The organism is Gymnodinialimonas sp. (assembly GCF_059726805.1).
In genome coordinates, this window is record NZ_AP041059.1 from 2,252,153 (window position 1) to 2,275,411 (window position 23,259).

The following is a 23,259-nucleotide window of genomic DNA, read 5'->3' on the forward strand; positions in this document are numbered from 1 at the left end:
GTCCAACCGTGCCGTAGTCCAAAGACAGTCTGGGAATGGCCTGATTCGGGGCCGTGCCGCCCTACTGCCGCAGGCCTGTCAGAATAGACATGTCCAAAAGGGCAGGTTTTGTCCCGACGCTGCCCCGCCGCCAGAGAACAGACTGTTTCCGTTACGTAAGTTAACGATTGTTGCCTAGCTTTGAACAATCTGAAGGTGTGCCGCGCCGACGGACGAGCGCTCGGCGGAGGGCGATGTTGAAAACAAGGGTTAAGGCAATGAAAACAGACCCGTCGAATTGTGGCGATTTTGTGAATGCGAAACAATGGGCCCGCGCAGCGCTGCTCAACAGGTGCTCGAACCCGCCCCTATTAACCAAAAGCTGACACAATCCGAAAAATTTTCCCTTCTCCTTACTTCCCCCGATGCGCTATCCCCAATGCAGCCCAACTGGGGGGCGATGTCTGCAAATAGGCCACGGGGGCGGCCGCACACGAATGTCGCGTAAGAACGCGGGAGGGGTGTTGCCGTTATAGCGCCGGTCAAGAGCGACCAGCTTTGGCAATAAGTGCGTCTTACGTCCTTTGGGGCGTTGTCGCCGCCTGTCGGAATGTAACGTTCCGGACCTCTCCTTCCACTTGGAAACGTCGCGTGCGTGCCGCCCTCGGGCCGTTCACAGCATCGCGTACAGTTGACCAGATATTTTCCCGCGTGTGTGGGATGGCCGGCGTTTCGGTCGGCAAAAGGAGAGTGCGAGATGACAAATTTTAATGAGCCGAACAATGTGGCCGATCTTATCGGCCTGTGGGACTTCTTGTCCGGCAACGAGAACGCGGACACCGGCCTGGATGACGGTATTGCCCAGGATGGCAACGCGGTTGACGGCAACGGCGTGTCGCCCTCCTTTTCCAACGGTCAGTTGCATGTCGGTGCGGGCAGCAACTCCAGCCCCACCGTCTTTGATGTGAACGCCGACAGCGGCTCTTCCGCCGATGACGCGCAGTTCAACCTGGACCGCGGCACCCTTGAAGTTCAGTTCACGCAGTCTTCTCAGTCCGGCGGGTCTGAGGACGTGATCCTGTCGCGGGGCGAAAAGCACATCGACGAGGACGACGAAGGCTTCTTCGAGATCCGCGTAACCGGCGACGGCAAGGTCCAATCCTATCACAACACCGACGATGGCGATCACCAGGCGACACTATCGACCTCGGCGGGCTTCTTCTCGCCCGGCGACGTCGTGAACGTGAAGTACTCTTTTGATGAAGCTACGGGCGCGCGCCTGACGGTCGAGAACCTGACCACCGGCGCCGTCGAGTCGCTCGTGTCTTCTGAGACCGGCCTGACCTTCGACCTGACCGACAACGACGACGAAGAGTTCACCTTCGGCGCGCGTGAAAAGGACGACGGCGAATACGACAAGGAATTCCAGGGCGCCATCGACTATGTCGCGCTCTACACCACCACCAACGATCCGGTCACCAACCCCAACCCGACAGAGCCCAACTATATCGTTGAAGGCACCTCGGGCGGCGAGTTGATCGACGCGGGCTACACCGGGGATCCCGAGGGCGACATGATCGACGCTCTCGACAATGACCTGACGCCCCCCAACAACGATGACGTTGTGGAAGCGCGCGGCGGTGATGACACCGTGCAGGCAGGCGACGGCGATGACACCGTGTCCGGTGGCACCGGCAATGACCTGATCTTCGGTGACGACGACAATTCCCAGGCGGGCGATGACCTCCTGCTGGGTGAAGAGGGTGACGACACGCTTTGCGGTGTGGACGGCGACGACACGCTGGACGGTGGCGCGGGCGACGACACGCTGGAAGGCATGGCAGGCGACGACCTGATCCTGGGCGGCTCCGGCAATGACCTCGGCGTGGGCGACACCGGCAACGATACGATCTTCGGCGACGCAGGCGGTCAGGACAACGGCTCCGTGCGCGAAGTGTTCCAGTGGGACCTCGCACCCAACACTGGCGCCCCGAACTTCAGCCAGGACACCGGCAACGTCACCGTGACGTTCTCGGAGACCGACGGCGGCGCGTCCGACGAAATCGCGACCGACGCGCAGAACGTGGCGGGCATCGACACAGGCCCCCTGGGCGCGGTGGATGACACATCGTCGCTCGACAGCGAGACAGGCGGCGAAGGCAACTCTGACACCTATTCCCTGGGCTTCTCTGACCCGGTCGAGAATGTGTCGTTCCGCGTCAATGACATCGACGGCGACGGCGTGGTCCGTGTGCAGGCGTTTGACGCCAATGGCGACCCGATCGAAGTGATCCTGGAAGGCGGCTCGAACCTGACGCTGCTCGACACCGACGGTGTCGCAGGCGCCGATACGGCCGACAGCCAGGGCGGTTATCTGCCCGACACCTCGTCCGAGTATTCCATTCTGGTCACGATCCCGGGCCCGGTGTCCGAGATCCAGATTTTCCACACCCAGGACGGCGACGATAACTCTGGCGTCAATGTCACGGACGTCTACTTCGACGTGCCGGGTGTCGGCGCGACCGAGGGTGATGGCGACGACACGCTGATCGGTGGCGCAGGCGATGACCTGATCTACGGCAACGGCGGCGACGACAGCATCGAAGGCAACTCCGGCGACGACACGCTGTTTGGCGACGACCCGGAAGAGGGCACGGTTGTGTCCGGCAACCTGATCTTCAACGGCAGCTTCGAGATCACGTCGGGCATGACCACGACGGGCTTCGGCTTCCGCGGTGAAGCGGGCGACGGCGTCCCCGGCTGGACCGAGGGCAACGGCGGCGAGATCGATTTCCACAACGACGGTCGCGGCGGGATCAACCCCACCGATGGCCAGAACTGGCTTGATCTTGAAGCCTCCCCCGGCAACTCCAGCGTGGGTCAGGTCGTGGACGGTGTCCAGGACGGTGAGACCTACAAGTTGACGTTTGACGCAGGCGACAAGTCCGACGAGCCGCAGTCCGGCTCGGGCGAGAACCTGATCGAGGTCTATTGGGGCGGCGAGCTGATCGCCACCGTGGACCCCGAAGCGGGTCAGATGGACGAATACACCTTCAACGTCATCGGCGGTGCGGGCGACGGCTCCAACAAGCTGGAATTCGTTGGCAAAGGGGCCGAGGATAACTTTGGCGCTTCCATCGACAACGTGGAGCTTGTGCAGCTGGCCGGCGCCCCGGGCGAAGGCGGCGACGACACGATCAAAGGCGGCACCGGCAACGACCTGATCGACGGTCAGGGCGGCGACGACAGCGTGCTGGGCGGCGCGGGTGACGATACGATCACCGGTGGCGACGGCGCAGACAGCCTGTCGGGCGGCGATGACCGCGACACGTTCCTGGGTGGCAACGACGGAGACACCGTGGACGGTGGCACCGGCTCTACTTCGGGCCTGGACGAGGATGACTTCGACGTTCTCGACCTGACGGGCGAGGGTCCGTTCCGCATCATCAACGAGACCGAGGACGCCGACGGCGACTCCACCTCCGGTACGATCCAGTTCCTGAACGCCGACGGCACGCCCAACGGCGACACGCTGGACTTCTTCGAGATCGAAGAAATCCGCGGCGAAGAGGTCAACGATGACCCCAATGCCGTGGACGACACCGGCTCGGGCGATGAAGACACCGACATCACCGGCAACGTGCTGGACAATGACAGCGATCCCAACGGCGATCCGCTGCAGGTGATCTCCAACACCGACCCAAGCAACGGTTCGGTCGTGATCGATGCCGATGGCAATTACACCTACACGCCTGATCCCGACTACAACGGTCCTGACAGCTTTACCTACACCGTGTCTGACGGCATGGGCGGCGAAGCGACGGCGACGGTGAACCTGACGGTGAACCCGGTCAACGATGCGCCCGACGCGATGAACGACAGCGTCACGACGCCGGAAGAAACCGAGATCACCATCGATGCGCTTGGCAACGATACCGATGTGGACGGCGACACGCTGGTGATCACCGGCGCCTCTGTCCCGACGTCGCAAGGCACCGTGGATATCGTGGGCAACCAGCTGGTCTTCACCCCGGCCGAAAACTTCAACGGCCCGGCAACGATCAGCTACGCCATCTCGGACGGCAACGGCGGCACGGATACGGCGGAAGTCACCGTGGACGTCACGCCCGTCAATGACGATCCGGTGGCCGTGGATGACAACGCTTCGACCATGGAAGACGAAAGCGTCGTCATCGACCTGATCGGCAATGACACCGATGTGGACGGCGACACGCTGGAGCTGGCCGCCGTCTCGGTCGACCCGGCCCTGGGCACGGTCGTGGACAACGGCGACGGCACCGTCACCTTTACCCCGGCACCTGATTACAACGGCCCGGTGACCATCGATTACACCGTCTCCGACGGCAATGGCGGCACCGATGACGGACAGGCGTTCGTTACCGTGGGCTCTGTCAACGATGGCCCCACAGCCGTGGACGATAGCGCCAGCACCGACGAAGACACCGACGTCACCTTCAACGTGATTGGCAACGACACGGATCCCGATGGCGACACGCTGGAGGTTGTCGGCGCCACGGTGGTGGATCCGGCGACGGGCACGGTCACCAACAACAACGACGGCACGCTGACCTTCACACCGGCCCTGAACTACAACGGCCCAGCCGAGATCACCTACACCATCTCGGACGGCAATGGCGGCACCGACACCGGCACTGTGAACGTCACCGTCAACCCGGTGAACGATGATCCGGTCGCGGTGGACGACATCGAGACGACGGACGAAGACGTCGCCGTCGTGGTCGATCTGCTCGGCAACGACTCGGATGTGGACGGCGATACGCTGGTCCTTCAAAGCTTCAGCGTCGATCCGGCTGAAGGCACTGCCGTGGATAACGGCGACGGCACCGTCACCTTCACCCCGGCGCTGAACTTCAATGGCCCCGCGACGATCACCTACGTCGTCTCGGACGGCAACGGTGGCACCGACACCGGCGAGGCGATTGTCTCGGTGGGCGCGGTCAACGACGGCCCCGTGGCCGGCGATGACACCGCCACGACCGAAGAAGACACGGCCATCACCCTGACGGATGTGCTGGACAACGACAGCGACGCCGATGGCGATCCGCTGACCATCATCGACGTGACGGTTCCCACCGACCAGGGCACCGTGACGACCGACGGCACGAATGTCACCTTCACACCTGCCGAGAACTTCAACGGCCCGGCCGAGATCACCTACACGATCTCTGACGGCAATGGCGGCACCGACACGGGCACCATCGCGGTCGACGTGACCCCGGTGAACGATGACCCCGATGCGGTCGACGATAGCGACAGCACCGAGTTCGAGACCGCGGTTGAGATCGACTTGCTGGCCAACGACACCGACGTCGACAACCCCGCCTCTGACCTGGTGGTGACATCGGCAACGGTTGACCCGGCTGAGGGCACCTTGACGCCCACCGGCACCGAAGGCGTCTTCACCTTCACGCCTGCAGACGGCTTTGAAGGCACGGCGACCGTGTCCTATACCATCTCCGATGGCGCAGGCGGCACGGACTCGGCGGTTCACACCATCGAGGTCGGCGCAGATCCCACGCCCCAGGACGGTATCGTTGACGGCGAGGAATCGGGCGAGGAAATGATCCTCGGCTATGACGACAGCAACCTGCCCACCGATCAGGGCGGCGACATCATCACCGATGGCGACGACACGATTGAAGGCAACGGCGGTGACGACACCATCAACGGTGCGGGCGGCGACGATGACATCGACGGCGGCGAAGGGGCCGACGTGATCGCCGGTGGCGAGGGCGACGACACGCTCAAGGGCGGCGCGGGCGATGATGACATCTCCGTGGGCGGCAACGACGAGGCCGATGGCGGCACCGGCGATGACGTCTTCACCGTGGACACCACCGATCCGGCGGCGCCCGTGGATGTCACCATCGATGGCGGCTCTGACGGCACCGACGGCAACCCCGATGGCCCCGAGAATGGGGATGAGGGCGACGTGCTCGACCTCGGTGATCAGACTGCGGACCTGACGGTCGAGTTTGAACCGAACCCTGAAGAGGGCACCGTCAACGGCCTCGACGCCGATGACGATGACCTGGCCGACATCACGTTTGAAGAAATCGAGAAGGTCATCACCGGCTCTGGCGACGATGTCGTCAACGGCGAAGACGCGGACGGCCCGATTGACGTGGAAACCGGCGACGGCGACGACGACGTGACCGGCGGCGACGGGGATGACACCATCGACACCGGCGACGGCGACGATGATGTGGAAGCGGGCGACGGCGACGACTCGGTCACCGCTGGCGACGGCGACGACGATGTTGAAGGCGGCGATGGCGACGACACCATCGACGGCGGCGATGGCTCGGACACCCTGGCCGGTGGCGAGGGCGACGATGAGATCGACGGCGGCGACGGCGACGACGACATCGAAGTGGGCGCAGGCGACACCGCAGAAGGCGGCATCGGCGACGATGTGTTCACCGTGGACGACACGCTGACCGGCGACAGCCCGATCACCGTCGACGGCGGCTCGGACGGCACCCAGCCGGGTGACGAAGCGGGCCCCGAGAACGGCGACGAAGGCGACACGCTCGATCTGCGTGGCCTGGACCTCGTGTCCCTCGTGTTTGATCCGACCGATCCCGAAGCGGGCACGGCCGTTTACAACAACGACGTAGGCGATCCCGTCACCCTGACCTTCACCGAGATCGAGAACGTGCTTCACGATCCGCTTCCCGACGGCGCTGTCGACGGCGAAGAGTTCGGCGAAGAGATGAACCCCGGCTATGACGACGGCAACCTGCCGACGGACAATGGCGGCGACATCATCGACGGTCCCGACGGGTTGGACGACACGATCTTCGGCAACGGTGGCAACGACACGATCAATGCGGGCCTGGGTTCCGACACCGTGTCCGGCGGCGAAGGTGACGACAGCATCTTCGGCGGCGCAACCGACGACGCAGATGTCATTGACGGCGACGACGGCAACGACACGCTGCAAGGCGGTGGCGGTGACGACACCCTTGATGGCGGTGCCGACGACGACAAGATCGAAGGCGGAACCGGCAACGACGACATCACCGGTGGCGACGGCAACGATGATGTGTCCGGCGGCGAAGGTAACGATGTTATCGACACCTCCGGCTCGGCCCCGGCAACGGATCTGCCGACACCGAACCTGCCGCCCTTCCTCACCGGCGCGCCCGGCGATACGGCACCGGCTGATGACAAGGACACTGTGGACGGCGGCGCTGGCAACGACAGCATCACCACCGGCGACGATGCCGACGTGATCTTTGGCGGCACCGGCATGGACACCATCGACGGCGGTATCGATGCCGATACCATCGACGGCGGCGCGGATGCGGACAGCATCATCGGCGGCGAAGGGTCCGACAGCATCGTCGGCGGTGGCGGCAACGACACCATCTATGGTGGTCTCGACAGCATTTTCCCGGACGTGCTGAACGTGGCTGATGACGGGTTCAACTCGCCCATCGGTCCCGACCCGGTCGACAACAACGGCGATGACTTCATCGACGGCGGCCAGGGCAATGACCTGATCTTCGGCCAGGACGACGACGACACCATCTTGGGTGGCACCGGCGACGACACCATCGATGGCGGCGTGGACAACGACTCCATCCTCGGTGGCCAGGGCGAAGACAGCATCGAAGGCGGCCATGGCCAGGACTTCATCCAGGGCAACAACGACAACGATATGATTTCGGGTGGTCGTGGCTCGGACACGCTGGAAGGCAACGCAGGCGATGACACGATCATCGGCGGCAGCGGCGACAGCATTGTCGGCGGTGGCGGTGCAGACAGCATCTTCATCGACCAGGATGAGGTTGACGAAAACGGCGATGCCGACGCGGCGATCTTCGTCGAAGGCAACACCTTTGGCGTCGACGACGATACGCTGGACCTGACCGACTTCGTGGCGCACCGCAATCTGGTGGAAACACCCGATGGCGACGGCGACAGCACCTCTGGCTCTGTCGAAGTGCAAAACGACGCGGGCGATTGGGTTGAAGTGACCTTCAACGAGATCGAGACCCTGCTGCTTCCGCCCCAGGCCCCTGATCTGGTGGTCGACGGTGAAGAGTTCGGCGAGCTGATGGATCCGCTCTATGACGATGCCGACGGCCCGACCGACGGCGGCGGCGACATCATCGACGGACCCGACGGCGACGACGACAGCATCCGCGGCAACGGGGGCGATGACACCATCAACGCCGGTGCCGGCAACGACACCGTGGACGGTGGCGCCGACAACGACACGGTCAACGGTCAAACTGGCAACGACATCGTGGACGGCGGCGACGGCAACGATCTTGTCACCGGTGGCTTCGGCGACGACACCGTTCTGGGTGGCGACGGCGACGACACGCTGCGCGGCAACCAGGGCGACGACAGCCTGGTCGGTGGGGACGGCAACGACTCCATGGGCGGGGCCGAGGACGACGACACCCTTGAGGGTGGCGCTGGTGAAGACACCCTGACCGGTGGGTCCGGCAACGATGTGCTGGACGGTGGCCTGGACGACGACACACTCAACGGGTCGTCGGGCAATGACACCATCACCGATCTGGATGGCGACAACCTGGTCAACTCCGGCATCGATGGACTGCCTGATCTGGGTACACCCTTCGTGCCGGATATCATCGGCAAGGACGCTGATCCCAACGATGATCGCGACAGCATCACCACCGGGGACGGCGACGACACGATCAACTCGGGCGACGATGCCGATACGATCGATGCAGGCGACGGTGACAACGTCATCGACGGCGGCTTCGACGACGACATCATCACCTCGGGCGATGGCAACGATGAGATCCTGGGCGGCGAAGGCTCCGACACGATCAACTCGGGCGACGGCGACGATACCATCCAAGGCGGTATCGGCACCGATGCAGCCAACCTGATCGACGATAACGTCAACCCGGCCAACAACGATCCGATCCTCGACAACGGCGATGATCTGATCAACGCCGGCGCCGGCAACGATCTGGTCTTCGGTGAAGACGACAACGACACCATCGACGGGGGCGAAGGCAACGATACCCTGGACGGCGGCATCGATGACGACACCATCATGGGTGGTGACGGCAACGATGAGATCATCGGCGGCCAGGGGGCAGACAGCCTCGACGGTGGCCTGGGTGACGACACGTTCAACGTCGGCACCTTCACCGATCCGGTCTTCGGCGATGAGTACAAAGAGGGCCTGGGTGACACCATTGTCGGCGGCGAAGATCCCGGCGACGGCGATGTTGACGTGCTGGACCTGACCGGCTCGGGCTCGCTGAAAGTCGTCTTCGACGACGGCATCGATCCGACGGGGACGCCAGGTGAAAGTGGTACGGTGATCTTCTACACCGACAACACCCAGACCACGATCGCGGGCACCCTTGAGTTCAAGGAAATCGAGAACGTCATCCCCTGCTTCACGCCGGGGGCGATGATCGCCACACCTCGCGGTGAGGTGCCGGTGGAGACCCTGCGCGAAGGCGACAAGGTCATCACCCGCGACAACGGCATCCAAGAGATCCGTTGGACCGGAAACCGGACCCTGAACCGCACGGAATTGGCCGAAGGGGATAACCTCAAGCCGATCCTGATCAAGGCTGGATCCCTGGGGCGCAACCTGCCCGAGCGTGACATGCTGGTCAGCCCGCAACACCGCGTGCTGATCACCGGCGAGAGCCCGCAACTCTACTTCGAAGAGAGCGAAGTTCTGGTCGCAGCCAAGCATCTGGTCGGCAAGCAGGGCGTGAGTGTCGTGGATACGATGCGCACCACCTACATCCACTTCATGTTCGACCGCCACGAAGTGGTGCTCTCGGACGGTGCCTGGACGGAAAGCTTCCAGCCAGGCGACCAGACTCTGGGCTCGATGGGCGAGGCGACACGCGAAGAGATCTTCGCGCTGTTCCCCGAGCTTGCGACCCAGGGCGGCCTGACAGACTACGCGGCAGCCCGCCGCTCGCTTAAGGCCCACGAGGCGAAACTGCTTCGCCTCTGACGGCCTAGGGGACGCGTGTTGCTCGCACCACACGCGTCCCTCCGGACACTGTAGCTATGCGTAACGAGTGATGTTCTTACGATAATGAGTAGAAGACTTGTCGCGTGATGAGTATGGCGGGCGATCTCAGGGGGCTGAGATCGTCCGTTTTTTCTTGGACCCATAGCCTTTGTGGACCGGGCCTTAAGCGTCCCGCGCCGCCCGCCAGACCGCCCAATCCTCCGGCGTATCCAGATCCGTCGTGGCCCTCTGGCCCTCTAACGGCACCAGCGCGACGTCCCTTGCGTGCGCCTTCAGGATCGCCTTGGCGCCCGTATCGCCTTCCAGCCTCGCCAGTGCTTTGAGGAATTTCGCTGCAAAAACAACCGGCTGCCCCGGTGCGCCCTCCGCAGTTGCCGCCTGAACAATCGGCGCAATCCCCTGTCCATGCAGCCCCAGCAACAGGTACAGATCGCTGGCGGTGACCTCCGGCATATCGGCCAGCGCGATCATCACGCTTTCGCCCCGCACTCCCTTGACGCCCGCCCGGATCGAGGCGGCCATGCCGTCCGTACTTTCCGCTTCGACAATCTCGACATCAAGGTCCTTCAGCAGTGCGCGCCGCTGGTCTTGGCCCGGCCCCAGGACGACGCGGGTCGGCCCGGCCTTGACGCAGCGCTCGGCCATCAGCCGCAGCAGAGGCGTGCCGTCGATTGTCTCCAACAGCTTGTCGGCCCCCCGCATCCGGGTCGACGCCCCCGCCGCCAGCAGCAGGATCCGACCCCTCATCCGCGCATCCGCACGTCTTCGCAGTCGAACAAGGTTTGCGTGACCAGTCGGGCAGGGCGCATGTCGCCGAGGATCTCGATCTCGACCTCCAAACCCTCAACCGCCTGATCGCGCGGCACAAATCCCAGCGCGACCGAGGCGCCCGCCGTGTGCGAATACCCGCCCGAGGTGCAGAACCCCTGCACCCGCCCGTCGATCCAGATCGGTTCATAGGCCACGACATCTGCGTCATCGGCGTCCACCAGGAACGCTGCGAGGACGCGCCGATCCGGCGCGGAGGAGGAGCGGTCGGCTTCGGCCGCGGCGCGGCCGATGAAGTCCACGTTCTTCTTCCACGAAATGAACCGGTCGAGCCCCGTCTCGGCAGGCGTGTAATCGGGCGAAAACTCTCGCATCCAGGACCCAAAGAACTTGTCCAGCCGCAGCGACATCATCGCCCGCATCCCAAAGGGGCGCATTTCAAACGGCTCCCCAGCCTTCCACAGCACGTCCCACAGCGCCCGTTGTTCCATCGCATCGACGTAGATCTCATAGCCCAGGTCGCCCGTGTAGCTGACCCGCTGCACGAAGGCGGTGGAATACCCGATGCTGAGCTGGCGCACGTCCATGAACTTCATGTCGCTGACGTCTTCGCGCGCGACCGCCTGCAACACCTCGCGCGCCTTTGGCCCCGCGATCTGGAAGCCCGTGCGGCGGTCCGAGACATTGTCGAGCGTCACATCGGCGTCACCCTTTGGTGGATGGCTCATGAACCAGCGCATGTGATAGTCCTGCGCGCCATAAGACCCGGTCAGCAGGAAGTGCTCTTCCGACAGGCAAGTCACTGTAAAATCACCAATAATCTTGCCCTTGGGCGACAGCATCGGGTTCAGAGCCAAGCGCCCCGGCTTCGGAATGCGCCCTGCCATGATCCGGTCCAACCAGGCCCGCGCGCCGGGGCCTTGGACGGAGTACTTGCCGAAATTCTGCACCTCGTTAATGCCGACAGCTTCACGCACGGCTTTCACTTCGCGCGCCGTCGCCTCCCAGGCAATCGAGCGCCGGAAGCTTGGCGTCTCATACCGCGGTTCACCCGGTTCCGCGAAGTAATTCGGCACCTCCAGCCCGTATTGCTGCCCCCAGACGGCGCCCATGCCGTCGAAGACGTCATACATCGGTGTCGTGCGGAAGGGGCGGGCGGCGGGAAGCTCTTCATTGGGGTAAACCACTGAAAACCTTGTCTGATAATTCTCCACCACCTTGGGCAGCGTGTAGCTTGGCGTGATGATGCGCCCGAAGCGCGCCACGTCCATGGCCATCACGTCGCGCTCGGCCTCGCCCTCGACCATCCATTGCGCCAGCGACAGGCCGACGCCGCCGCCCTGGCTGAAGCCCGCCATCACACCACAAGCCGACCAATAGTTGCGCAGGCCCGGGACCGGGCCGACGAGCGGGTTGCCGTCGGGCGCGAAGGTGAAGGGGCCGTGGACGACAGATTTGATGCCCGCGCGTTCCAGCACCGGGAAGCGCTTGAAAGCGAAGGCGATGGAATCTTCGATCTTGTCGAAGTCATCGGCCAGAAGCTCGTGTCCGAAGTCCAAGGGCGTGCCGTCGACGGCCCAGGGGCGGCAGGTCTTCTCGTAGAACCCGATGCAGAGGCCCCGGCCTTCTTGTCTAAGATAGGACTCGCCCGCCGGGTCCATCACATGGGGATGCTCGGTATCGCGCTCAAAGATCTCGGGCGTTTCCTCGGTGACAAGGTATTGATGCTCCATCGGATGGAGCGGCAGGTAGCACCCCGCCATCGCCGCCACTTCCCGCGCCCAGAGGCCGGCGGCATTCACCACATGCTCGGCGATCAAGGTGCCCTTGTCCGTCACGATTTCCCACGATCCATCCACACGAGGATTGGTCTCTAACACTTTGGTATGGATGTGAATTTCTGCCCCGCCCATGCGCGCGGCCTTGGCATATGCATAGGTTGTGCCCGACGGGTCCAAATGGCCATCGAGCGGATCATAGAGCCCGCCGAGGATCCCGTCGGTGTTGGTGATCGGCGCGAGTTTGGCGATTTCTTCCGGCCCGACAATCTCGGTCTCCAACCCCATGAAGCGGTGTTTGGCACGCTCTGCCTTCAGCATATCGAGCCGTTCCGGCGTGTCGGCGAGCGTCACGCCGCCCACGTGGTGGAGGCCACAGGACATGCCCGTCAGCTCCTCCAGCTCTTTGTAGAGCCGGATCGTGTAGCCCTGAAGGGCGGCCATGTTGGTGTCGCCATTGAGCGTATGAAACCCGCCCGCCGCGTGCCAGGTGGAGCCGGAGGTGAGCTCGGAGCGTTCCAGCAGGGTGACATCGGACCAGCCCAGTTTCGTCAGGTGATAGGCGACGGAACAGCCGACGACGCCGCCGCCGATGATGCAGACACGGGTGTGGGATTTCATGGGCGACCTCCGGTGTTGGTGCGCCCATGTGAGGGCTGCGCGGGTCCCTGGGCAAGCCGGAAAGCGACATCTGGGCGTCGCGCCTGTGGCAGGGTGTGGGAGCCTCCGGCGGGGATATTTTAAGAACGGGGAAACAGGGGAGGCGCGCTTTAGCGGTGGGCGAGGGCGTCTTTAAGCAGGGTTTCGACCGCGTCTGTGGGGACGTCGGCGGTAACAAACGCGTCGCCAATTGCGCGCGCGAGGATGAAGCGGAGTTGACCGGCGACAACCTTTTTATCCTGTCCCATCAAGGACATGAGGGCCGCGGCATCTGGCAGGTCGCCGGGGATGTCTCGCAGGTCTTTCTTGGTGCCCATGGCCGCGAGATGGGCGCGCACGCGGGAGGGGTCTTCCTGGGAACACAGTCCCAGGCGGGCGGAAAGCTCGAACGCGAGCGCGCAGCCGATGGCCACGCCTTCGCCGTGCAGAAGGCGGTCGGAATAGCCCGTGGCGGCCTCCAGCGCATGGCAGAACGTGTGGCCGAGGTTGAGAAGCGCTCGGTCGCCCTTTTCCGTCTCGTCGCGGGCGACGATATCGGCTTTCATCTGGACCGAGCGGCGCACGGCTTCCTGCCGCAGGGCGGTGTCGCCTTGGGCCAGGGCGGGGCCGTTGACCTCCAGCCAGTCGAAGAACTCCGCATCGCCGAGCATCCCGTATTTGGCAACTTCGCCGTAGCCCGCCAGGAAATCGCGCGGCGCCAGCGTGCCGAGCACGCCGATGTCAGCCAGCACCAGCGACGGCTGGTGGAAGGCTCCGATCAGGTTCTTGCCCTGGGGCGCGTTGATCCCGGTCTTGCCGCCGACAGAGCTGTCGACCTGGGCCAGAAGAGAGGTCGGGATTTGAACAAACCGGATGCCCCGGCGGTGGATGGCGGCGGCAAATCCCACCAGGTCACCGATGACGCCGCCGCCAAAAGCGATAACGATATCAGCACGTTCGACGCGCTCGGTCAGGAGCCAATCGGCGACCCGTTGCAGGTGAGGCCAGGATTTCGTCGCCTCACCCGGCGGCAGGATCAACGCCTCTGACGTGATGTCCGCCGCCGAAAGGCCCGCTTGCAGGGTGCCCAAATGCAGGCCCGCGACGGTCTCCTCGGACACGATCCAGACCTTGGGGCGCGGCAGCAGCGGCGCGATGCGCGCGCCTGCCTTGGCCAGGAGCCCGGCGCCGATTTCAACGTCATAGCTGCGCTCCCCGAGGTGGACCCGAACAACATCACTCATGGGGCGGTGGCCTCCAACAGGGTGCCGTTGCGGCGCAAGACCGCCATCACCTGGTCGGCGGTGGCGTCGATTGACCACTCCGGCTTTACGGTGACTTTATCCGGCGCCAGCGCGTAGGCGGGCGTGCGGGCTTCCAGCAACTCGGCCAGGGTCGCGCGCGGATCGTCGGTGCGCAGCAGCGGACGGTGGGTTTTGTGCTTCACCCGGGACCACAGAAGCGGGAGGTCAGCCTCCAGCCAGACCACGCTGGCGCGCGCCAAAAGCATCCCGCGGTTGGCCTCCGACAACCAGGCGCCGCCGCCGGTCGATAGGATGCAGGGCTCGCCATCCAGCAGGCGGGCGATCACCTGGCCCTCTTTCTCACGAAAGAACAGCTCGCCGTAGCGCTCGAAGATTTCGGCGATGGTCAACTGCGCCGATTGGACAATCTCGGTGTCCGAGTCGCGCAGGGGCACCCCCAGCGTGGCCGACAAAGCCCGCCCGATGGCGGTCTTGCCCGCGCCCATCATGCCAATCAGCACAACGCTTTTGGCCAGCTTTACCGGCGCCTGTGGCACGCTTTCGCCCATGGCTGAAAAAAATCCCCCGATCAGTGGCGAAATCTCGCCGTCCATGGCTTATATGAACTCGGAAGCGGCGGCAAACGCCGATGGCACCGCGCGCAGGCGGACGCCGAAATTGGGTAAAGGGCAGGGGGCAAGACCATAGGCCGGATCATACTACTGGTGCTTTTCCTGCTGATCGTCGGGGCCGTGGCCCTGGTGGGCTATGCGTACTCGGGCTTCATGCAGCCCGACGTGCAAACTGTGACGCAACCGGTTGATTTGGATGTGGATTAACGGCGTTAACTCTTTCGCTGTGGGCTGTCTTTTGGCCGGTGCTGCGCTGGCCCAGGACATCGACACCAGCGGCTTGCCGCCCCTTGGGACGCCGGATTGGCTGTCTGATACCATCACCCGGCCCCATGCCAACATCGCCACCGACGCCTCTACGCCCGCGATCACCGTGCTGCCGCTTGATGCGATCCAGCTGGACGCCGTTGGTCTGCTGCCAGGCTCCATCACTGGCTTGCCTGCGGACCTTTGGGGCGCGTCCGAGACGGCGACCTTGGCCGCCCTCATGCGCGCGCAACCGATCCAGGGCCTGCCCGCCATGCAAAGCTTCACCCAGACCCTGGCGCTGGCCGAGCTGGACCCACCCGCAGGCGCCCCGCCTGAGGGGTCTGAGCTGTTTCTCGCCCGCCTCGACATGCTGCTGACGCGCGGCGCGCTCGACCCGGCGCAAGCGCTCATGGAGCGCGCGGGCCCGTCAGACCCCGCCATTTTCCGGCGCTGGTTCGACGTCTCTCTGCTGACCGACCGCGCCAGCCGCGCCTGTGCCACGATGAACGCCAACCCCGATATCGCCCCTACGTTGCCCGCCCAGATCTTCTGCCTCGCGCGCGGTGGCGATTGGTCCGCCGCCGTGCTGCTTCTGGATACCGGCGAGGCGCTTGGCCAGATCACCGAGGCTGAGGCCGACCTGATCGCGCGCTTCCTCGATCCGGAACTCTTCGAAGATCAGCCGCCGCTGCCCCCCGATAGCAACCTCACCGCGCTTGAATTCCAGATGCGCATGGCCATCGCCGAACGTCCCGATGCCACGGGCCTGCCCCTGGCCTTCGTCTACGCCGACCTCAACGTGCTGGCGGGCTGGCGTGCGCAGCTGGACGCGGCCGAGCGCCTGACCCGCTCGGGCGCCATCGCCCCGCAGCAGTGGCTGGCGATTTACACTGCCCAATCCCCCTCCGCCTCGGGCGCGGTCTGGGACCGGGTGGCGGCGGTTCAGGCCTTTGATGCGGCGCTTCTGGCGGGCGATCCGGTGGAAACCTCGCGCCGCCTCGTGCCGGCCTGGGACGCCATGGCCGAGGCCGGATTGCAGGTCGCCTTCGCCGACATCTACGCCGACCGCCTTCTGCGCACGCCGCTGACCGGCGAGGCCGGGATCCTCGCGCGCCGCGTGGGCCTCTTGTCACCGATCTATGAAGAAGTCGCGCAGACGGCCATCGCCCAGGACGCCATGGAACGCTTCGCCTTCGCCATCGCGCGCGGCCTGCCGCCCGAAGGCGTCGCACCGCGAACCGCGACCGAGCGTGCTGTCGCCGCCGCTTTCGCCGACCCCCTGCCGACCCATCGCTACAGCCCCTACGTGGCCGAGAACCGGTTGGGGGAGGCGCTTTTGCGCGCCTCCCAGGTGCTTGCGCGCGGCACCGGCGATGCCAACGACCTGACCGACGCGCTCGTGCTGTTCCGCTCCGTCGGGCTGGAGGATGTCGCCCGCCGTGCGGCCCTGCAACTCCTCCTGCTGGAGCGCTAGGCCATGCAGGGCCCTGCCACGGACACCGACTGGATCGCGCTTTACCTCGATGCCGCCGCGGCCGAACAGGGGGCTGCGCGCAACACGCTTCTGGCCTACGGGCGCGACCTGCAGGACGCCATGGCGACCCTCTCCAAACACGGCGGTTTCGCGGGCGCCGACCGCGCGGCGCTGGAGGGCTATATCGCGGGCCTGGAGGCCGACGGCCTGGCACCCGCCACCCGCGCCCGGCGGCTCTCGTCCCTGAAGCAACTCTTCCGGTTCGCCCATGAAGAGGGTTGGCGCGCCGACAATCCCACGCTGCAGATCACCGGCCCCGCGCGGGTCCGCAAACTGCCCGGCACGCTCAGTATTGCCGAGGTCGATGCCCTGCTGGAGGCCGCCACCACCCAAGGCCGCAGCCGCGCCGACCGCCTGCGCAACCATTGCCTGATGCAGATCCTCTACGCCACCGGCCTGCGCGTGACCGAGCTGGTCTCGCTTCCCGTCGCGGCGCTGCGCGGCGATCCCAACATGCTGCTGGTCCTGGGCAAGGGCGGCAAGGAACGCATGGTGCCCCTGTCGCCCCCCGCACGCGCCGCGATCGCCGCCTGGCTCGCCCATCTTGATGAGACCCAGGACGACCCGCAAAGCCCCTTCGCCTTCCCCTCGCGCGGCAAATCCGGCCACCTCACCCGCGTGCGCTTCTTCACCCTGATCAAAGAGCTCTGCGTGACCGCGGGCATTGATCCGGCCCGCGTCACCCCCCACACGCTCCGCCACGCCTTCGCCACGCATCTCTTGCAAAACGGCGCAGATCTGCGCGCGATCCAGACGCTTTTGGGCCACGCCGATATCGCCACGACCGAGATCTATACCCACATCCTCGACGAACGCCTGCGCCAGTTGGTCCTCGAAAAACACCCCCTGGCGCGGTAGACCGCCGCCCGGCCTCCCTTTCATCTTGCAAGAAAAACTCAAACGCGAGGCCTGCCACGCGCACCTCCGCTTGAATGGGTCCGCGTCCACCCCCATAACCAATCCATGGAAAACGACACCCCCTTCTTCAACCCCGACGCGCTTAGCGATCCGACGACCTGGATCATCTCAGCCGTGATCTTCGGGCTTCTCATCTTCTCCGGCTTCTTTTCGGGGTCCGAGACGGCGCTGACCGCCGCCTCGCGCGGCAAGCTGCGCTCCATCGCCGACAAGGGCGACGGGCCCGCCAAAGGCGCGCAGAAGGCGCTTGATCTGAAAGAGGATAATGAGCGGCTGATCGGCGGCATCCTTCTGGGCAACAACCTGGTGAACATCCTGGCCACCTCGCTCGCGACGGTCCTCTTCACCACGCTCCTGGGCGAGGGTGCCATCGTGGCGGCGACGCTGGTGATGACCGCGCTGGTCCTGATCTTCGCCGAGGTGCTGCCCAAGACCTACGCGATCACCAACCCCGAAAGTGCGGCATCCCGCGTGTCGCGCCCGATCTCGCTGATCATCACGCTGATGGCCCCGGTCGTCGCCGTGGTCCGCGTCGTCGTGCGTGGCGTCCTGCGGGTCTTCGGCCTGCGGATCGAGGCGGGCGACAACATGCTCTCGGTTCATGAGGAAATCATGGGCGCCCTGACGATTGGCCATCAGGAAGGCTCGGTCGAGAAAGAGCAGCGCGACAGGCTTCTGGGCGCCCTCGATCTGCATGAGCGGACGGTGGAAGAGATCATGCTGCACCGCTCGGGCATCGAGATGATCGACGCCGACGCCGATCCGGAGGCGATCCTCAGCCAGGCCCTCCAATCGCCCCACACCCGGCTGCCGGTCTTCAAGGGCGACGCGGAAAACATCGTGGGCGTCGTCCACGCCAAGGACCTCCTGCGCGCCATCGATCGGCTGACGCGCGGCGATAACGCGCCGGGCCTTGCCGGTTTCGATATCGGCGATGTGGCGATGAAGCCCTACTTCGTGCCCGAGACGACGACGCTCGATGATCAGATGCGCCAGTTCCTGCGCCGCCACACCCACTTCGCGCTGGTCGTCGATGAATACGGCGCGCTGGGTGGCCTCATCACGCTGGAGGATATTCTGGAAGAGATCGTGGGCGAGATCACCGATGAATTCGACACCCCCGATGCGCCGGTTCTCAAGACCGATACGGCGGGGAATTTCACCATCGACGGCGCGATGACGATCCGCGATCTCAACCGCGCCACCGACTGGACCCTGCCCGATGAAGAGGCCAACACGGTCGCCGGTCTGGTGATCCACGAGGCCCAGACGATCCCGCTCCCGGGCCAGTGTTTCGCGTTCCACGGGTTCCGATTTGAAGTGGCCGAGAGGGAGCAAAACCGGCTGACGAAACTGAAGATCCGGCGGCTGTGATCCAGGCTGCTCAAGCTTGAGTAAGGGGTTAAGCGTCAGATAAATAAAGATAAAAGTGTTAACGGGTGTGTGCGCAGGGGGACGAGGGCGCACGCCCTGACAAAGGAGCCGACATGCACAAACTCCAATCCCAAGGCCTGCACCACATCACCATGGTGGGCGCGGACCGCCAGACTTCGATTGATTTCTGGGAGGGCGTTCTGGGCATGCCGTTCATCTTCGAGCAACCCAACCTCGACGACCCCGACCAGGGCCACCTCTACTTCGATCCCGGCGACGGGCGGCTGATCACGATCTTCACCAACGAGAACCGGAAGCCGAGCGGACAGGCCGCGCGCCAGGAGGTGGGGCAAATGCACCACGTGGCCTTCTCGGTCAGCCAGTCGATGTATAGCCAATTGGTCGAACGCCTGGACGAACGCGGCATCCCCCATTCCGGTGAGAAGGACCGCGGCTTTATGAACTCCATCTACTTCCGCGATCCGTTGGGGATGCTGATCGAACTGGCCTCCTACCGGTTCGAGCCGCCCCACGGGCACACCCATGCGGATGTGTTAATGGCCGCGCACAAGGTGCGCGTCGCGGCGGGCGACGATGCGATTGCGGACAAGCACCTGGCGATTGCGATTGATGAGCTGAGTGGGCTGAGGGCGTCGTTGAGTGATTGAGGCGGGTGCAGCGAAGGGCGGGTTTGAGCCCAAAGTACGTTATGCTGCAATGCAAAAAGTGGTTCTAGGTGACACTGCTGACATGTCTTGGCGGCGACGTATGCTATCCTGGCATTTGGCTGGCACGGGAGAGCAGATATGAGCAGCATCGGGAACTATGAGTCGCAATCAGGAAAGCTGATCCCGGTCTTTCGAATGGAGATAAACACACGACCGGATGATGCGGAAAGGCTTTTGGACGCCATCTTTAAGGTCCACCCTCTTGCTGTTGGAGCTTACGAGCGGAACGCAACCGTAACCGCTCAGGGAGCCGAGACAGGAAGACCGGGAGAACAAACGGTTACGCGTATTCACAACGAAGACTTCGAGGCCGATGGCACTGAGGTCTATCCCTCAGTCGAACTGAAAGTGTCTTTCGAGCGCGATGTTCAATTGCTCCAAAGCATCATGGAGGCCGTTCTCCATGCCCATCAGTATGAGGAACCAATCATCCATGTTCGTGAGGAATGGGCCAGCCGCGCAAACTATACGCCAAAGAACGACAATCCGAACCGATGGTGGAACGATGGGCGCGGAACTCCACAGATGGTTTCGCTCGATCAAAGCCGGAGGTAGCCGATCATCCTGAACGGCAGCAAAGTTCCGCATAGGCGTCATTTGACGTCGTTTGGTTCCAGCTGCACCGCCGCAGGACAGCTTTGAGTCCAGAGCGACCAAGCGACTGCCGTTGACCATTCAAGCAACGTCATGATCTACAGCACGGGGTTTCCCTGTTCGCGAGGCACTCATGACGAGCGTAGTTGTCAAAGAAACTGATCGCCTAGCATTGAAGACGTGGGAATTGGACGATTTCGCGGAGTTCGCGCCTATCGCCCGGAATCCTGCGGTTATGAAGTTTATTGCGGACGGGCGGCCTTGGCCCGATAGCCGCATTGGTTGGTTCATGGGACTTCAGCGTGCGCACCAGCACGCGCTCGGATACTGCTGCTGGAAACTAATCGAGAAAGATAGCTCAGACCTCATTGGCTTTTGTGGAATAGCGCCGGTCTTTAGCCTCAACGAAACTGAGATTGGCTGGTGGCTTCGACCGTCGCATTGGAACCGTGGATTTGCATTCGAGGCAGCAGCATGTGTTGACCAAATGGCCTTTGCCGAGCTGTCGATAAAGCGACTTGTGGCAAGGGTATATGAGAAGAACGCAGCCTCCGTTCGGCTCATAGAAAAGTTGGGAATGACCTTTGTCCGCAAACTTGAGCCTGCGGACGTAGGATCTGTCTTGCTTTTTGAGAAGGGCGAGCCGTCAGGAGATCAATGATTGCTTTGCTAGCAAAGCCACCTTCTATGAAATCGGGAGACAGGGCCCCGTTTAGTCTTTGCCGCGATAAGGGTCCACGTATTGCAGCGCCATGTCCCACGGGAAGAAGATCCAGGTGTCTTGGCTGACGCCGGTGATGAAGGTGTCGACCATGGGCTCGCCTTCGGGTTTGGCGTAGACGGTGGCGAAGTGGGCTTTGGGGTAGAGGGAGCGGACGAGCTCTAGGGTTTTGCCGCTGTCCACCAGGTCGTCGATGATCAGCACGCCCTCGCCGTCGCCCATGACGTCGGCGTCGGGGGATTTCAGCACGCGGGCCTCGCGGCGTTGGTCGGCCTTGCCGCCGCCGGAGTGGTAGGAGACCACGGAGATCGTGTCGACGGTGCGGATGTCCAGCTCGCGCGCGACGATCATCGCGGGCGCCATGCCGCCGCGGGTGATGGCCACGACCGCGCGCCAATCGCCGTTCTCGCCGGGGCCCTTGTTGTCGAGCCGCCAGGCCAGGGCGCGGCTATCGCGGTGGATCTGATCCCACGAGATGTGGAAGCCTTTTTCGTGGGGAAGTCGTGTGGTCATGGGGACACCTCAGGGCAAAGCGATGCGAATACCTAGCGCCGCGAGCACGGCGCCAAAACTACGGTCCAGCCACCGTTTCGCGCGGCCATAGGCGCGGCGGGGGATGTCGCGGGAGAACACCAGGGCGACCAGGGCGTACCAGACGAACTCGATCACCGCGATGATGGCCAGGATCGCCGCTGCGTCCGCGAGGGTCGGGTCGGCGGGCATGACGCCCGAGAAAACGGCGGTGAAATAGGCCAGCGCCTTGGGATTGGCGAGGTCGGTGATGATGCCAAGGCGCAGGGTCTGGAAGGTGCCGCGGGGCAGGAGGCTGCCGGGGGCGGGCAGGGCGGTGTCGGCGTGACGCCAGAGCGAAATGCCGATCCACACGAGGAACGCCGCGCCGATGACCTTGAGGCCCCCTTGTAGGTAGGGGGCGACGTCGAACAGCAGGCTGAGGCCCAGAAGCGCGGCGCTGGCCCAGATCAGCATGGCGATGGCAAAGCCGAAGCTGAGGACGATGCCCGCGCGGGCGCCTTCGGACGCGGAAGTCTTGATGCAGAGGACCGTGGCCGGGCCAGGACTGATGGCGACCAGCGCCTGCAATCCTGCGAGTGTCAAAAGCGCGGCCAGGGTCATCGGGTCACTCGGCTTTCTTGTCCAGGCTCATATCCGGCGCCTCGGGGTTTTTCATGCCGATGACGTGGTAGCCGGCGTCGACGTGGTGGACCTCGCCGGTGACGGCGGAGCCGAGGTCCGAGAGCAGGTAGAGGGCGGATTTGCCGACCTCGTCTTGGGTCACGGTGCGCCGCAGCGGCGAGTTGTTTTCGTTCCACTTCAGGATGTAGCGGAAATCACCGATGCCCGACGCGGCGAGGGTTTTGATGGTGCCCGCAGAGATCGCGTTCACGCGGATGCCGTCGCGGCCCAGATCCTCGGCCAGGTACATGACGGAGGCCTCGAGGGCAGCTTTTGCGACGCCCATGACGTTGTAATGGGGCATGACCCGCTCGGCGCCGTAGTAGGTGAGGGTGAGGAGCGAGCCGCCGTTGTTCATCATCTTCTCGGCCCGCTGGCAGACGGCGGTGAAGGAATAGACGGAGATGTTCATCGTCATCTCGAAATTCGCGGGCGAGGTCTCGACATAGCGGCCGCGCAGCTCGTTCTTGTCGGAGAAGCCGATGGCATGGACGACGAAATCGAGGTTGCCCCACTCGGCCTCCAGCGTCTCGAACAGCGCGTCGAGGGAGGCCTCATCACCGACATCACAAGGGATCACGAGGGTGGAGCCCAATTGTTCCGCCAAAGGCCCCACGCGCTTCAGGAGCGCGTCGCCTTGATAGGAGAACGCCAGTTCCGCGCCTTCGGCGGCAACCGCCTTGGCGATGCCCCATGCGATGGATTTATCGTTGGCCAGGCCCATAATCAGCCCGCGCTTGCCGTCCATCATACCCATCGTCGTGTCCCATTCGCTGATTTGTTATTGGCTTCTCTCGTAGGGCATCGCCCGCAGGGCTTCAAGATGAAGCCCCTCTTTGGCGTGTCGGCTTCAAGATGAAGCCCTTCT

General features: G+C 63.9%; 13 protein-coding genes and 1 pseudogene. 7 read left to right on the forward strand and 7 right to left on the reverse strand.

The window, feature by feature from the left end; genetic code table 11:
• Nucleotides 1-736: 736 nt before the first annotated feature.
• A complete protein-coding gene (locus AC6I9R_RS11055; protein ID WP_461425625.1) occupies nt 737-9,997 on the forward strand; it encodes a tandem-95 repeat protein in 9,261 nt (3,086 codons plus the stop codon).
• 183 nt (nt 9,998-10,180) lie between these two features.
• Here the strand turns inward: AC6I9R_RS11055 and AC6I9R_RS11060 are convergent, their stop codons facing one another.
• The 4 genes and pseudogenes from AC6I9R_RS11060 to AC6I9R_RS11075 form a co-directional block, all read right to left on the reverse strand.
• Entirely contained in the window at nt 10,181-10,765 is a 585-nt protein-coding gene (locus tag AC6I9R_RS11060; protein ID WP_461425626.1) for a nucleotidyltransferase family protein, read from the reverse strand.
• Nucleotides 10,762-13,263: pseudogene (locus AC6I9R_RS11065) on the reverse strand (GcvT family protein); the annotation flags it as partial. The pseudogene AC6I9R_RS11065 and the gene AC6I9R_RS11060, both read right to left, overlap by 4 nt.
• Before the next feature lie 71 nt (nt 13,264-13,334).
• Nucleotides 13,335-14,447, reverse strand: coding sequence for a 3-dehydroquinate synthase (aroB, locus tag AC6I9R_RS11070; protein WP_461425627.1), 1,113 nt, complete (start codon nt 14,445-14,447; stop codon nt 13,335-13,337).
• A complete protein-coding gene (locus tag AC6I9R_RS11075; RefSeq protein WP_461426604.1) occupies nt 14,444-15,016 on the reverse strand; it encodes a shikimate kinase in 573 nt (190 codons plus the stop codon). The genes aroB and AC6I9R_RS11075 overlap by 4 nt, the downstream gene beginning before the upstream one ends.
• A gap of 259 nt (nt 15,017-15,275) precedes the next feature.
• Between AC6I9R_RS11075 and AC6I9R_RS11080 the strand changes: the two genes are divergently transcribed.
• From AC6I9R_RS11080 to AC6I9R_RS11105, 6 genes are all read left to right on the forward strand, one after another.
• The gene (locus tag AC6I9R_RS11080; RefSeq protein WP_461425628.1) at nt 15,276-16,802 is read left to right on the forward strand and encodes a hypothetical protein; all 1,527 of its coding nucleotides are present in this window, start codon (nt 15,276-15,278) and stop codon (nt 16,800-16,802) included.
• 3 nt (nt 16,803-16,805) lie between these two features.
• A complete protein-coding gene (locus AC6I9R_RS11085; RefSeq protein WP_461425629.1) occupies nt 16,806-17,720 on the forward strand; it encodes a tyrosine recombinase in 915 nt (304 codons plus the stop codon).
• Nucleotides 17,721-17,825: 105 nt separating this feature from the next.
• A complete protein-coding gene (locus AC6I9R_RS11090) occupies nt 17,826-19,154 on the forward strand; it encodes an HlyC/CorC family transporter (protein ID WP_461425630.1) in 1,329 nt (442 codons plus the stop codon).
• A gap of 113 nt (nt 19,155-19,267) precedes the next feature.
• On the forward strand, nt 19,268-19,822 hold the full coding sequence (locus tag AC6I9R_RS11095) for a VOC family protein (RefSeq protein ID WP_461425631.1): 555 nt from the start codon (nt 19,268-19,270) through the stop codon (nt 19,820-19,822).
• A gap of 138 nt (nt 19,823-19,960) precedes the next feature.
• Nucleotides 19,961-20,437 (forward strand): hypothetical protein, encoded by a 477-nt coding sequence (locus AC6I9R_RS11100; RefSeq protein ID WP_461425632.1) that lies wholly within the window; start codon nt 19,961-19,963, stop codon nt 20,435-20,437.
• A 172-nt stretch (nt 20,438-20,609) separates the two neighbouring features.
• Nucleotides 20,610-21,137 (forward strand): GNAT family N-acetyltransferase, encoded by a 528-nt coding sequence (locus AC6I9R_RS11105; protein WP_461425633.1) that lies wholly within the window; start codon nt 20,610-20,612, stop codon nt 21,135-21,137.
• A 51-nt stretch (nt 21,138-21,188) separates the two neighbouring features.
• Here AC6I9R_RS11105 and gpt read toward each other — a convergent pair whose 3' ends face one another.
• The 3 genes from gpt to fabI are packed head-to-tail and all read right to left on the reverse strand — an operon-like array spanning nt 21,189 to nt 23,148.
• Complete coding sequence (gene gpt, locus AC6I9R_RS11110; protein ID WP_461425634.1) at nt 21,189-21,710, reverse strand: xanthine phosphoribosyltransferase; 522 nt, start codon at nt 21,708-21,710, stop codon at nt 21,189-21,191.
• A 9-nt stretch (nt 21,711-21,719) separates the two neighbouring features.
• Nucleotides 21,720-22,331 (reverse strand): LysE family translocator, encoded by a 612-nt coding sequence (locus AC6I9R_RS11115; RefSeq protein WP_461425635.1) that lies wholly within the window; start codon nt 22,329-22,331, stop codon nt 21,720-21,722.
• Nucleotides 22,332-22,335: 4 nt separating this feature from the next.
• Nucleotides 22,336-23,148: an enoyl-ACP reductase FabI gene (gene fabI / locus AC6I9R_RS11120; protein WP_461425636.1), complete on the reverse strand. Its 813-nt coding sequence runs from the start codon at nt 23,146-23,148 to the stop codon at nt 22,336-22,338.
• Between the last annotated feature and the right edge of the window lie 111 nt (nt 23,149-23,259).